This window comes from Mycobacterium sp. (assembly GCF_050701675.1).
Taxonomy (GTDB): Bacteria; Actinomycetota; Actinomycetes; order Mycobacteriales; family Mycobacteriaceae; genus Mycobacterium.
In genome coordinates this window covers 1-10,081 of the sequence record NZ_JBOGDD010001115.1, presented here as the reverse complement: position 1 = coordinate 10,081, position 10,081 = coordinate 1, and the positions used below count along the sequence as shown (strand labels likewise).

The following is a 10,081-nucleotide window of genomic DNA, read 5'->3' as shown; positions in this document are numbered from 1 at the left end:
GGTCCAGGCACCCCCTCGGGGTATCCGGCGTTGATCCACGCCACGATCTTGGCGAGAAAAGCGTTCACGGTGTCAACTCCCCTAAAACCGCGGCGTACCCGCCGCGGCAACGTCTGATGGCTCGATGTTAATGGCGCGCTCGGGTCTAGGGCGCTTCTGAACTGATCGGACGGGATATTCCGGCGCCGCAGGCGAACGCGCCCCGCCCATCAGGTGAACAGTGGATGAACAGCTCGCAGGTGAACGGAAATCCCCAGGTGAGGCCGCCGGTTAGGCCCCCTAGCGGCTGGTCAAAACGACGGACCAAGCCCCACAATCTGTACCCATGAGCACAACGATGATCATCCTGGTGTTGCTGATTGTCACGGCGCTGGCATTCGACTTCACCAACGGATTCCACGACACGGGCAACGCCATGGCGACCTCGATCGCCACCGGTGCCCTCAAGCCCAAGACCGCGGTGCTCCTCGCTGGCATCCTCAACCTGGTCGGCGCGTTCCTGTCCGTGGAGGTCGCGGTCACCGTGACCACCTCGGTCCTGAAGATCCAGGACAGCAAGACGGGAGCCCTGGTCCCGACGATCGACGCGGCCACCGGCCTCACCATCATCTTCGCCGGCCTCATCGGCGGCATTCTGTGGAACCTGCTGACCTGGCTGTTCGGCATCCCGTCCAGCTCGTCGCACGCACTGTTCGGCGGCCTCATCGGTGCGGGCCTCGCCGCCGCGGGCTTGTCAGGCGTCAACTGGCCAGGCGTCATCAGCAAGGTGCTGGTTCCCGCGGTCGCCGCCCCGTTCATCGCCGGCCTCGTCGCCGCGGCGGGCACCTGGTTGGTCTACCGCCTCACTCGCAACGTCGAGAAGAAGCGTCGCGAGGAGGGCTTCCGCTGGGGCCAGATCATCACGGCGTCGCTCGTCGCGCTCGCTCACGGCACCGGAGATGCGCAGAAGACGATGGGCGTCATCGCGCTCGCGCTCATCACCACCGGGCACCTGACCGGAGACGTGAAGGCGAACGGTCTGCCCTTCTGGATCATCTTCTCCTGCGCTCTGGCCATCGGCCTCGGCACCTACATCGGCGGCTGGCGTGTCATCCGCACGCTCGGCAAGGGCCTCGTCGAGATCGAGTCGCCGCAGGGCCTGGCCGCCGAGGCGTCCTCCGCTGCGATCATCCTGACCTCCAGCGCCGCGGGCATGGCCCTCTCGACCACGCAGGTCGCGACCGGCTCGATCCTTGGCAGTGGCGTCGGCAAGCCGGGCGCGCAGGTGCGCTGGGCAGTGGCGGGCCGCATGGCAGTGGCGTGGCTGGTCACGCTGCCCGCCGCGGCGCTCGTCGGTGCGCTCGCCTTCTGGCTGTCCCACTTCGTCGCAGGCGCCACCACGCAGCTGGCCGGCGACGGCCTGATCTTCGTGATCCTGGTGGGCCTGTCCGGCTACATGTACTGGCGTGCACAGAAGCAGAAGGTCGACAGCAAGAACGTCAACGCCGATTGGGACGACTCGACCAACTCCGTCGTGCCCGCCGACGTCCGCGGCGTCGTTGCCGAAACCCCCAAGGCCAGCGTCTAATCCGGCCCATCGCCTGCTAACAGAAGGAATCATTGATGACTACGTATGTGATCCCGCTGATCACGGTCCTCATCGTGGGCCTGGTCCTCGGGGCCGGCCTGCCCGCCGTCTTCGCCTTCGGGCTGGTGGCCTACTCGCACGGTGTCGGTGGAGCTGAGGCCGACGGGTCCGTCGACGCCCCCAACCCCACGCTCAAGTTCCTCGGCCTGCTGCTGTTCGCCATCGTCGGGTTCGTGATCTTCGTCGCGATCCTGTGGATCACCCGAGCCACGATCATCCACCACACCGGGTTCGACCCCTTCTTCGGAATCAAGAAGTGAGCGAGAAGAACATGACTGACAAGACCATTCTCGACAACGTCGTGCACTGGCTCAACGCTGGTTACCCGGAGGGCGTCCCGCCGAAGGACTACTTTCCGCTACTCGCGCTGCTGAAGCGTTCGCTGAGCGACGAAGAGGTCGTCACGGCGGCCCAGTCGATCCTCAAGTCGACCGACGCCGACAGCGTCACCGAGGACGAGATCCGCAAGGCGGTCCAGGACGTGATCGACAAGGAGCCCAACCCCGAGGAGATCCATCAGGTCGCCTCTCGGCTGGCCTCGGTTGGTTGGCCGCTGGCGGCCCCCGCGCGCTGAAAGACGTTGCCCCAGAGATCCCCTCGGCTCATCGAGCCGGGGGGATCTCACTTTCTGGTGTCGCGGCGCAGCGGGTGCGTCTCGGGGACCTGAACGAAGATCAACGTCACCCCGTCCGGATCGGTGACGTGCATTTCGTGCAGACCCCATGGCTCCTGCTTGGCCGCCCTGGCGATCACGACGTCGCGGCCCTCCAATTCGGCCTGGGTGGCGTAGACGTCGCGCACCTGGAACCACAGTGCGCCGGGGAAGGGCGGTGCCTCATCCGATGTGCGGCCGTGTCCAGCCAGCTCGACGAGCGACTGGCCGGCGTAGAACACCGTGCCCGCGCCGTACTCGCGCGCGACGGCGAGTCCGATCGCGTCGCGGTAGAAGCGCAATGAACTCTGATAGTCGGCCGGTCGAAACAGCACGCGACTGGCCAGGATCTCCATGCGTCGGTTCTAACACAGCGACCTCGCCGAAATAGCATTCCCTGTCGTCAAAGCGCCGGAATGACGACAGGGAATGCTATTTCGGCGCAGCCGGGCCGGGCGCTCAGCCGCTGGGTTGGACGCGTTGGCGCTTCATCACGGCGTCCACGGCCGCGGGCGCGAAACTGTTCACCGCGTGGGCCGTCACGGCCATCCGCGGCGCGATGCGCACCGGCCTGTGCCGCGCTGCCGAGACCATCCAGTCGGCCGCTTCGTCGGCGGACAGCCCTGGCAGACCGTCGTACGCCCTGGTCGGTGCGATCATCGGGGTCTTGACCAGCGGGTAGAACAGGGTCGTCGAGTGCACGCCGTCCGCGGCCCATTCGGTTTCGATGACCCGACTGACGGCCGTCAGCGCTGCCTTCGACGCGTTGTAGACGGCGAACAGAGGCGACGATTCGCTGAGCACGCCCCACGTCGAGACGTTGACGATGTGCCCGTCGTGGCGCTCCCGCATCCCTGGCGCGAAGCCGCGGATCAGACGAAGCGGTGAGTAGTAGTTCAGCGCCATCGTCCGCTCGACGTCGTGCCAGCGCTCCAGCGACTCGGCCAGCGGTCTGCGGATCGACCTCCCGGCGTTGTTGATCAGGACGTCCACCCCGCCGAACCGCTCGTCGACCTCGGACACCAGGGCGTCCACCGCGTCGAGGTCGGACAGGTCGCAGGCGTACGCGCAGGCCTCGCCGCCCTCGGACGTGATGCGCTCGACGACGGAGTCCAGCAGCTCCTGCCTGCGGGCGACGACGATGACGCGCGCCCCCTCGCGGGCGAGCTTCACCGCGCCCGCCTCGCCGATTCCCGACGACGCCCCCGTGACCAGAATCCGCTTGCCGCTGAGGTCGACGTCGTGCCGTGGCTGAAAGAGCTGAGCAGTCAACGGCGGTCGCATGCTGGCCAGCAGCAGCGAGTCCGCGAGACGGCGGAGGGGGTTCTTACTCACAGTCGATGAGCTTAGGTCCCGGCATCTGCGCGTGGTGAGGTGCGAAGGACGCAGCGCGCGTAGCCGATCCAACAGACGGCGGTCGCCACCAGCGCGATCGCGAGAAGGGTCAGCGGCGCCGCGGCCACCTCGACGCCGACCGCACCGCTGCCCGGCACGTGGCGGTCGGCGGCGGGCATCACCATGAACGGGAGGATCGCTGCCGCCAGCGTGGCGATGGCCCCGATGACCGCGAGGCCGAACGCGCTTCGCACCGCGCTGTAGACCATCACCGCCGCGGGCGGGTACACCAGCACGGCCAGCGGCAGCGTCCGGAAGCTGGCGTCGACGTCGCCCGTCGTGGTCCAGGCGCCCCACCCGGTCATCTGCGCCGACCCGGTGGCGGCTTGAGCGGTGTACCACGGCAACGCCGTCGCGACCGCGATGGCCACGACGCCGAGGGAGCCGATCGCCCATCGCGTGATCTTCGCTTCGATGAACGTCCCCCCTCGTGACTTCGGCGCGCTGACTATCGCGCGCCACATATCGCGCACCGAACGTTAGCGCGCCCGAATCATCCGCTCGGAGAGGTCCCACAGCCGTTGCGCGATGAGTTGTCGGCCGCGCGCCAGTCACTAGCGGTATGACCTTCACGCCAGAACTCGACGCCCGTTTCGGCGAGACCGACGCACCCGCGGATTGGGCAGCGGTCGGCGCTGCGCTGACGTCCGCCGAGTTGTACTGGCTGACCACGGTTCGCGAGGACGGTCGACCACACGTCACCCCGCTCGTCGGGCTGTGGGTCGACGATTCGTTCGTGTTCTGCACCGGCCCCGAAGAACAGAAGGCCCGCAACCTCGCACATGGGCGGGCGGTCGCCGTCACCACGGGAACCAACACGTGGAAGGCCGGCCTGGACGTCGTCGTCGAGGGTGATGCAGAGCGCATCACGGGCCTTGAGGCCACAACGGCCCTCGCCGACGCCTATCGCGAGAAGTACCGGGGGGAGTGGGATTTCACTCCGGGCGCCGACGGCTTCGAACCGGACGGTCACCTTGCTCACGTGTTCCGGGTCATGCCCACGAAGGTGCTGGCCTTCGCGAAGGCGCCCCACGGCCAGACGCGGTTCCGTCCCTGACGCGAACGCCCTGCGCCCGATCGCTGGTGACCCCGGCTCGCCAGGCGTAAAATCCACGGCCTGAGCTGGGTCGGGGAAGTTCCCAGGGAGGGGTGTCGTCGTGGGCATCATTCAACGGGTGGCGGTGGCGGGTGCGGGGGTGCTGACGCCGCTCGCCTTCGTCACGATCGTGTCGCCGTCGGTGAGCAATGCCACCGAATGCGGGCTGGGGACGGTGTTCGACGCTCCATCGAACACGTGCATAGCGGCCGCGTTGCCGCCGCCGCCTCCACCGCCACCTCCGGCGTGGAACGGCGACCCCACCCCGTACTTCTCGGTGGGAATCTGCGCGCCGATCCCGTTCGTGTCGCTGTGCACCGGGATCTGAGCGCTCAGAAGTAACGCGGGAACTTCGACCAGTCGGGGTCGCGTTTCTCCAGGAACGCGTCGCGCCCCTCGACCGCCTCGTCGGTCATGTAGGCGAGCCGGGTCGCCTCCCCGGCGAACACCTGTTGCCCGACGAGCCCGTCGTCGAGCAGGTTGAACGCGAACTTCAGCATCCTGATGGCCTGCGGGGACTTGCCGTTGATCTCGTTGGCCCATTCCAGGGCAACGGTTTCCAGCTCTGCGTGGTCGACGACCTCGTTGACTGCGCCCATCGCCTTCATCTGCTCGGCCGTGTACGGCCTGCCGAGGAAGAAGATCTCGCGGGCGAACTTCTGACCCGCCTGACGGGCCAGGTACGCGCTGCCGTAGCCGCCGTCGAAGCTGCCGACGTCGGCATCGGTCTGCTTGAAGCGGGCGTGCTCGCGGCTGGCCAGCGTCAGGTCGCACACCACGTGAAGGCTGTGCCCGCCGCCGGCGGCCCAGCCGTTGACGAGGCAGATCACGGGCTTGGGCATGAACCGGATCAGGCGTTGCACCTCGAGAATGTGCAGTCGGCCTGCCTGCGCGGGGTCCACGGTGTCGGCCGTCTCGCCCGCCGCGTACTGGTAACCGGTGCGGCCGCGGATGCGTTGGTCACCGCCGGAGCAGAAGGCCCAGCCGCCGTCCTTCTCAGAGGGCCCGTTGCCCGTCAGCAGGATCACGCCGACGTCGTTCGACATCCTGGCGTGGTCGAGCACGCGGTACAGCTCGTCGACGGTGTGCGGCCGAAAGGCGTTGCGGACCTCGGGTCGGTCGAACGCGATGCGCACCGTCGGCTTGCGCACCCCGTCGACGACGTGCCGGTGATAGGTGATGTCGGTCAGGTCGAAGCCCGCGACGGGCTGCCACACGGTCGGATCGAACGGGTTGTCAGCGCTCACCCGATTGACTGTAGAGCCATGGCCTAGAGGTCGATCCCCGCGGCTCCCAGGGCCGCGATCAGCCCGTCCGGCCGTTGCTCGGTGGGCAGCGGGTCGACGAGCGCGAACCGACAGCCCACTGCCTTGGCACCCCCGTCGGCCTCCTCGCTGTCGCCGACCATCAGGGCGTCCGCGGCATCGACGCCCAGACGCTGCAGCGCGGTCTGGAAGATCTCGGGGTTCGGCTTGACCGCCCCGACCTCGAACGACAGCACGAACTCGTCGACGTCGTCAGCCGCGCCGAGCGCCGTGAACGCCGGCCGGACGTCGAACGCGATGTTGGACACTACGGCGGTCTTCACGCCGCGGCCGTGCAGGGCGGCGAGCACTGCGGCGGTGTCGGGATACGGGGTCCAGCTCGCGGGGTCGATCACGCGGTCGTAGAGCGCCTCGGCGTGGTGGTCGGCCAGTCCGGATTCCCGAAGGACGTGTAGGTACGCCTCGCGGTGCAGATGCGGGGCCAGGTCGCGGTTCACCCAGGCGCGGTAGGTCTGCTCGTCCATGTCGACGGACCGTCCGGTGGGGGCGGTGAGGCGGCGCATCAGCTCGGCTTGCACGTGTCCGTCGACGGAGCGCTCGTCGACCTCGATCCCGGCGAACCAGCTGTCGTCCTCCTCGAGGCGGAAGAGGGTTCCGGAGAAGTCGAACAGCACTGCGCGCATCGTAGTCACGTCGTCCATCGTGCCCGTTCGGCCTTCTCGAGTAGAACTCCGCGTTCGCTTTCGTTGGTCGCCATGGCCGCCGCGCGCGCGAACTCGTCGGCCGCCTCGGCCGTCCTGCCCAGACGCGACAGCAGTTCCCCCCGCACGCTCGGCAGGAGGTAGGACTCGCCGAGACCGTCGATGCGGTCGACGATCGCCAACGCATCGGCGGGTCCCGACCGCATCGCCACCGCGACCGCCCGGTTGAGTTCCACCACGGGCGACGGCGCGATCTGCAGGATCCCGTCGTATAGCGACACGATGCGGGGCCAGTCGGTGTCCGCCGCGGTCGGGGCGCTCGCGTGGCACTCGGCCAAGGAGGCCTGGAGTGCGTACGGTCCCCAGCCGATGTCCTTGCGGCGCAACGTCTCCGCGGCCCGTCGAAGGGCGGCGGTACCGCGCACGATCTGCGCCCTGTCCCACCTGGTGCGGTCCTGATCCTCCAGCAGGACGGGCCGGCCGTCCGCGTCGGTCCGCGCCGCAAACCGCGAGGACTGGAACTCCATCAACGCCACCAGTCCGTGCACCTCGGCCTCATCGGGCACCAGCGCGGCCAGCACCCGGCCCAGACGCAGTGCCTCCGTGCACAGTTCGTCTCGGATCCACCGCAGGCCCGACGACGCCGAGTAGCCCTCGTTGTAGATCAGGTAGACGACGCTGAGCACCGCCGAGAGCCGACGCGGGTATTCCGACTTCTCGGGCACCTCGAAGGGCACGTTCGCCTCGCCGAGGGTCTTCTTGGCGCGCGTGATCCTGGCCGCGACGGTGGCCTTCTGCGCCAGGAACGCCTGTGCGATCTCCTCGGTGGTGAGGCCGCCGACGACGCGCAGCGTCAACGCGATCTGGCCCTCCCTCGGGAGCACAGGGTGTGCGGAGATGAAGATCAGCCGCAGGACGTCGTCGTCGATGAGGTCCGGGTCCCACGCTTCGTCGACGTGCGTTTCCAACTCGCGGGCCAGCGAGGCGTACTTGGAGTCGAGGCGGTCCTGACGCCGCCAGTGATCGATCGCCTTCCGCTTGGCGACGGTGGTGAGCCACGCGCCCGCGTTGCGTGGCACGCCCGTCGTCGGCCACTGCTCAAGCGCGTCGACCAGGGCGTCGGCTGCCAGGTCCTCGGCCATCCCGACGTCGCCGACGGCGCGGGTCAGGGTGGCGACGATCTTGGCGGCCTCCATCCGCCACACCGCGTCGACGGTCTGACGAACGTCGGTGGCAGGCACGCCCCAACCGTAGCCACCCCCAACCGTAGCCACCCCCACCCTCCCACCCTCCCCGCGAGCGTGCGTGTCTGTACGCGACGCGCCGAGTCAAGGTGTGCAAACCTGCACGCTCGCGCGGGAATTCGGTAGGGGGTTCACTCCCGCGGTGAGTGCGCTCAGACGTAGCGGTTGCGACCCGCGGCGGCGCCGGCGACGATCTGCACGACGTAGACCACCAGGAACATCACCCAGGGAATGGTCCATCCGTTCGAGACGTCGTGCAGAAGGCCGAACAGGAAGGGCCCGGCACCCGCGATCAGGTAACCGAATCCCTGTGCCATTCCGGACAGTTGGGCAGTGTCCTCGGCGGTGCGTGCCCGTAGCGCGATCACCGCGAGCGCCACCGAGAAGGCACTCATTCCGACGCCGATCAGCACGCTCCAGGTCACCGGTGCCGCGGCGGGCGCAACCAGCAGTCCCACGGTTCCCACTATCCCGACCATGCCGATCGCGACGATCCACCCGCTCTGGTTGGGGCTGCGGGCCGCCAGCGGCGAGATCAGCAGGGCGACCGGCACCCCCACCAGGGACGCCAGCCCGACCAGCAACCCAGCCTGCGTCTTGTCAACCCCGTTGTCGATGAAAACCTGTGGCAGCCAACCCATCACGATGTAGGCCAGGAATCCCTGACAGCCGAAGAACAGAGTGACCGTCCAGGCGAGCGGGTTGCCAAGCAGCGACCGTCGACCGCCAACGGGCGCCGCCGTCTGGACCCAGGAGCCACGGTGGCGCCGAGCGGCCGGTATCCACGCCGCGAGCGCGATCACTGCGACCACCGCCCATGCCGCCAGTGCGATCCGCCAGCCGCCCAGCGGCACCTCGACTCCCGGGGTCACCGCCGAGCCCAGCGCCCCTCCACCCTGCAGGGCGGCGGTATAGATGCCGGTCATCAGGCCGACCCTGGTCGGGAACGACCCCTTGATCACGACCGGGATCAGCACGTTCACCAAGGCGATGCCCGCGCAGGCGACCAGCGTCGCGCCCATCACGACGTGCGGCCCGTCGAGGGAGCGGACGGCCAGCCCCGCGGTGAGCGTCACCAGGGCCATCGCGATGACACGGCCGAGACCGAACCGGGCGGACAGTCGCGGCGCGGCCAGGCCCGCCGCCGCGAAACAGAGGGCGGGCAGTGTCGTCAGCAGGCCGGCCCACGTCGCCGAGGTGCCCAGGTCGGCTCGCATGTCACCGAGCAGAGGGGCGACGCTGGTGACGGCGGGCCGAAGGTTCAATGCGGTGAGGACGACGGCGACGGCGAGCAGCGTTCCGCCCGCGATGACCGGGATGCCGTCGAGTTCGGCCCCCGATGATCGGGTGATTCGCTCGTCCTGCTTCTCGCCACGCACGCTGCTACATTGCCATACATCCCATGATTGGTTGAAAGGATGTCCCTGTGCCGTTGAACACTGCCCGACGTGCCGGCCTGGTCGACCAGGTCATCGAGCAGCTCCGGCAGTCGGTCACCAGCGGGGAGTGGCCGGTCGGGCACCGCATCCCCAACGAGGCCGTCCTCGTCGAGTCCCTCGGCGTCGGCCGCAACACCGTGCGCGAAGGCGTCCGCGCGCTGGCGCACGCCGGGATCCTCGAGGTCCGGCAGGGCGACGGCACCTACGTCAGGGCGACCAGCGAGGTGTCGGGCGCCCTGCGCCGGCTGTGCGGTACCGAACTGCGCGACGTCCTGCAGCTGCGGCGCGGCTTGGAGGTCGAGGGGGCGCGCCTTGCGGCGGCCAACCGCACCACGGACGACCTCGCCGACCTACGGTCCTTGCTTGCTCGGCGCGACGAATGCCTGCGCGACGGCCGCGCCGACGACTTCGCCCGCGCCGACGCGGAGTTCCACCTCGCCATCGTGGCCAGTTCGCACAACGTGATCCTGGCCGAGCTCTACCGCGGATTGATGGAGGCCATCACCGCCAGCGTCGCGGCCACCACCGAGACGCCGGTCGAGATCGTCGACCACGGCGTGCTGCTCGAGCACATCGTGGCGGGCGACGTGGAGCGGGCGGGGAACATGGCCGGTGAGCTACTCGACGTCATCCTCGCCGGGCTCGACGCGTCCTAACCACCC

General features: G+C 68.6%; 13 protein-coding genes. 6 read left to right on the top strand and 7 right to left on the bottom strand.

What is annotated here, in order from left to right; all coding sequences use genetic code 11:
- Positions 1-325 precede the first annotated feature (325 nt).
- From ACRDUX_RS34620 to ACRDUX_RS34610, 3 genes are read left to right on the top strand one after another with little or no spacing between them, the layout of a single operon-like run.
- Positions 326-1,567 carry an inorganic phosphate transporter gene (locus tag ACRDUX_RS34620; protein WP_526420995.1) on the top strand — a complete coding sequence of 414 codons (1,242 nt, stop codon included), beginning with the start codon at positions 326-328 and terminating at the stop codon, positions 1,565-1,567.
- A 35-nt stretch (positions 1,568-1,602) separates the two neighbouring features.
- Positions 1,603-1,887, top strand: a complete 285-nt coding sequence (locus ACRDUX_RS34615; RefSeq protein ID WP_526420993.1) for a hypothetical protein — start codon at positions 1,603-1,605, stop codon at positions 1,885-1,887.
- A gap of 11 nt (positions 1,888-1,898) precedes the next feature.
- Positions 1,899-2,201 carry a DUF3349 domain-containing protein gene (locus ACRDUX_RS34610; protein ID WP_526420991.1) on the top strand — a complete coding sequence of 101 codons (303 nt, stop codon included), beginning with the start codon at positions 1,899-1,901 and terminating at the stop codon, positions 2,199-2,201.
- 47 nt (positions 2,202-2,248) lie between these two features.
- Here ACRDUX_RS34610 and ACRDUX_RS34605 read toward each other — a convergent pair whose 3' ends face one another.
- The 3 genes from ACRDUX_RS34605 to ACRDUX_RS34595 all read right to left on the bottom strand — a co-directional run bounded on the left by ACRDUX_RS34605 (position 2,249) and on the right by ACRDUX_RS34595 (position 4,138).
- Positions 2,249-2,635 carry a VOC family protein gene (locus tag ACRDUX_RS34605; protein WP_526420989.1) on the bottom strand — a complete coding sequence of 129 codons (387 nt, stop codon included), beginning with the start codon at positions 2,633-2,635 and terminating at the stop codon, positions 2,249-2,251.
- 103 nt (positions 2,636-2,738) lie between these two features.
- The gene (locus tag ACRDUX_RS34600) at positions 2,739-3,614 is read right to left on the bottom strand and encodes an SDR family oxidoreductase (protein ID WP_526420987.1); all 876 of its coding nucleotides are present in this window, start codon (positions 3,612-3,614) and stop codon (positions 2,739-2,741) included.
- An 11-nt stretch (positions 3,615-3,625) separates the two neighbouring features.
- The gene (locus tag ACRDUX_RS34595; protein WP_526420985.1) at positions 3,626-4,138 is read right to left on the bottom strand and encodes a hypothetical protein; all 513 of its coding nucleotides are present in this window, start codon (positions 4,136-4,138) and stop codon (positions 3,626-3,628) included.
- 98 nt (positions 4,139-4,236) lie between these two features.
- Between ACRDUX_RS34595 and ACRDUX_RS34590 the strand changes: the two genes are divergently transcribed.
- The gene (locus tag ACRDUX_RS34590) at positions 4,237-4,731 is read left to right on the top strand and encodes a pyridoxamine 5'-phosphate oxidase family protein (protein WP_526420983.1); all 495 of its coding nucleotides are present in this window, start codon (positions 4,237-4,239) and stop codon (positions 4,729-4,731) included.
- 100 nt (positions 4,732-4,831) lie between these two features.
- Positions 4,832-5,098 carry a hypothetical protein gene (locus tag ACRDUX_RS34585; protein ID WP_526420981.1) on the top strand — a complete coding sequence of 89 codons (267 nt, stop codon included), beginning with the start codon at positions 4,832-4,834 and terminating at the stop codon, positions 5,096-5,098.
- A gap of 4 nt (positions 5,099-5,102) precedes the next feature.
- Here the strand turns inward: ACRDUX_RS34585 and ACRDUX_RS34580 are convergent, their stop codons facing one another.
- From ACRDUX_RS34580 to ACRDUX_RS34565, 4 genes are all read right to left on the bottom strand, one after another.
- Positions 5,103-6,017, bottom strand: coding sequence for a 1,4-dihydroxy-2-naphthoyl-CoA synthase (locus ACRDUX_RS34580; RefSeq protein WP_526420979.1), 915 nt, complete (start codon positions 6,015-6,017; stop codon positions 5,103-5,105).
- 23 nt (positions 6,018-6,040) lie between these two features.
- Complete coding sequence (locus tag ACRDUX_RS34575) at positions 6,041-6,736, bottom strand: HAD family hydrolase (protein WP_526420977.1); 696 nt, start codon at positions 6,734-6,736, stop codon at positions 6,041-6,043.
- Positions 6,724-7,932, bottom strand: a complete 1,209-nt coding sequence (locus tag ACRDUX_RS34570) for an RNA polymerase sigma factor (RefSeq protein WP_526420999.1) — start codon at positions 7,930-7,932, stop codon at positions 6,724-6,726. The genes ACRDUX_RS34575 and ACRDUX_RS34570 overlap by 13 nt, the downstream gene beginning before the upstream one ends.
- Positions 7,933-8,132: 200 nt before the next feature.
- A complete protein-coding gene (locus ACRDUX_RS34565) occupies positions 8,133-9,332 on the bottom strand; it encodes a CynX/NimT family MFS transporter (protein ID WP_526420997.1) in 1,200 nt (399 codons plus the stop codon).
- A gap of 74 nt (positions 9,333-9,406) precedes the next feature.
- Between ACRDUX_RS34565 and ACRDUX_RS34560 the strand changes: the two genes are divergently transcribed.
- Positions 9,407-10,075 carry a FadR/GntR family transcriptional regulator gene (locus ACRDUX_RS34560; protein WP_526420975.1) on the top strand — a complete coding sequence of 223 codons (669 nt, stop codon included), beginning with the start codon at positions 9,407-9,409 and terminating at the stop codon, positions 10,073-10,075.
- Positions 10,076-10,081 lie beyond the last annotated feature (6 nt).

Coding starts and splice junctions, on each gene's coding strand:
- ACRDUX_RS34620 (WP_526420995.1), top strand. CDS start 326: ATGAGCACAACGATGATCATCCTGGTGTTGCTGATTGTCACGGCGCTG.
- ACRDUX_RS34605 (WP_526420989.1), bottom strand. CDS start 2,635: ATGGAGATCCTGGCCAGTCGCGTGCTGTTTCGACCGGCCGACTATCAG.
- ACRDUX_RS34590 (WP_526420983.1), top strand. CDS start 4,237: ATGACCTTCACGCCAGAACTCGACGCCCGTTTCGGCGAGACCGACGCA.
- ACRDUX_RS34570 (WP_526420999.1), bottom strand. CDS start 7,932: ATGGAGGCCGCCAAGATCGTCGCCACCCTGACCCGCGCCGTCGGCGAC.
- ACRDUX_RS34610 (WP_526420991.1), top strand. CDS start 1,899: ATGACTGACAAGACCATTCTCGACAACGTCGTGCACTGGCTCAACGCT.
- ACRDUX_RS34575 (WP_526420977.1), bottom strand. CDS start 6,736: ATGGACGACGTGACTACGATGCGCGCAGTGCTGTTCGACTTCTCCGGA.
- ACRDUX_RS34595 (WP_526420985.1), bottom strand. CDS start 4,138: ATGTGGCGCGCGATAGTCAGCGCGCCGAAGTCACGAGGGGGGACGTTC.
- ACRDUX_RS34615 (WP_526420993.1), top strand. CDS start 1,603: ATGACTACGTATGTGATCCCGCTGATCACGGTCCTCATCGTGGGCCTG.